1 protein-coding gene is annotated in these 1,781 nt (G+C 57.7%); it reads left to right on the forward strand.

Annotated features, from left to right (window positions below; translation table 11 throughout):
* Positions 1-67: 67 nt before the first annotated feature.
* Positions 68-1,781 (forward strand): hypothetical protein (locus H5U08_RS17680; protein WP_297036133.1); only part of this gene is annotated, 1,714 nt, incomplete at its 3' end.

Genomic DNA, 1,781 nt, shown 5'->3' on the forward strand with positions numbered 1-1,781 from the left:
TGACTATCGTTCCTGACGTGAGCACACATGAAAGAATGTGTGCTGTTTCCCATAAATGTGGTGTTCCATGCTTAACAGCCGTTGGCCTGCGATTCAGCTCCGACTTGCCGCACTTGGGCTGGGCATTCTCTGCTGGCTCCTGGCCATTCACACCTATCGGGCACTGAAAGGTGCCGCCAGTCTGCCCGTGCAGGTGACGGTCTACTCGCGGAAACCTGTGGAACGTGGCCTCATCGAGCTATTTCAGATCACCCGCAGTGACGCCATCATCCCCGTCTGTCTGGAATTTCCTGGCCATTCGCGAAACGACCAAGGGACGACCGCTCCATCCAGCCCGTCCGGACGAGCGGTACCGCAAGCTGTCTTCCGCGAGGGGTTGGAAAGCTCTTTCTCATCCGCGAATGACCAGGCCGGGTCGGACGCACTGGCGGAGAACTCTGTGCCTGCGTGGTGGACCGCCCCGGCAATGAGTCAGCAACAGTGGCACTGGACGATCAGGGGATCCTGGGTCCGATCCCTCCGCCTGCAGGTAGCAGGGGACTTTCATCGAGACATTGAGAGAGTGGTCATTGTTTGCGGCAGGACGTCCCTGCGGATTCCGGGAAACAAACTCGCATGGGAGCGGGCCAGGCAGGCCGGGCCGACCTTGGAACACGATCTGCCGCCTTCCCAAGAGTTTTTCATGTGCAATTTGCCGTGGGAAGGGGATCTCTCGCGTTCCGTCCTACCACGGTTTTCTGGTCTGTGGAATTATCCCGGCGATTTCGCCCTGATGGGCCATGTTCTCGCGGGTTTCGTCAAGCATCCCAGCACGTGGTTCTTTGTCCTTTGGGGGGCGGTGGCTGTCAGCGCGTTCGATGTGTGGAAGAGAAGAAAAATCCTACGAGCGGAGTTTCTCGCCGAGAAGATCATTCCAGCACACGATTCGGCACGCGGCGGATTGCTCTGGGGGGCAGGGGGGTTTTTCCTGGTTGTCATAGCTGCTGCCTATCTTGAGACACGCGAGCCACGCTATTTCCTTCAGGACGACAACTTTACCATCTTCTACCCCGTCATCAGCCGGGCGTTGAAAATCGCGGCCGATGGCCGGTTTCCTCAGTGGACAACTTACCAGTTTCTGGGCATGCCGCTGGCCGAACTGGGGACATTTGCGCTGACATATCCTCCCACGTATCTCGCCTACTTTTCGGCCCGTGATCTGCTGGGTGATCCCACCTGGTGTGTGGACGTTTTTTGCTGGTTTCATCTCTTTCTGGCATATTGGGCGATTTTTTGGTTGCTGTCCCAGGAAGGGATAATCCCTCCTCTTCGCATGTGTGCGTCGGTGTGCTGGGTCCTGTGTGGGTACGCCCTGATCGCATGCCGTTCCTGGTATTACATGTCTCCGGTTTTTCTTTTTGTCCCATTGCTGGCTCTTCAACTTCGCAAACTGGAAAGTTTTCAGGAGCCGTTTTTCCGTTCCAAACTCCACATTTGGAAATGGACCCTCGGCACGGGGTTTCTTGCCGGGCTCTTCTACCATGCAGGAAATGCCCAGATGTGGCTGTACACCATCCAGCTACTGGGCGTGGCAGTTGCTGTGCGGGGTTGGGAATGCCGGTGGTCTGTTCGTCGCTGGGCGATCCTGGCATCGGCCGCCCTTGTCGCCATCGCCGTGGCTGCCCCGCTCCTCGTTCCCCAACTCCTTGTGGTCTCGCAGGTCGAGCGTCCGCCGGGTCCTCATGAGGGTATTTTCGACGGCCTGCTATGTCTCATCCTTCCGTATCCGATTGCTCAGGCAC

The sequence above is a fragment of the Thermogutta sp. genome (assembly GCF_014359955.1).
Taxonomy (GTDB): Bacteria; Planctomycetota; Planctomycetia; order Pirellulales; family Thermoguttaceae; genus Thermogutta.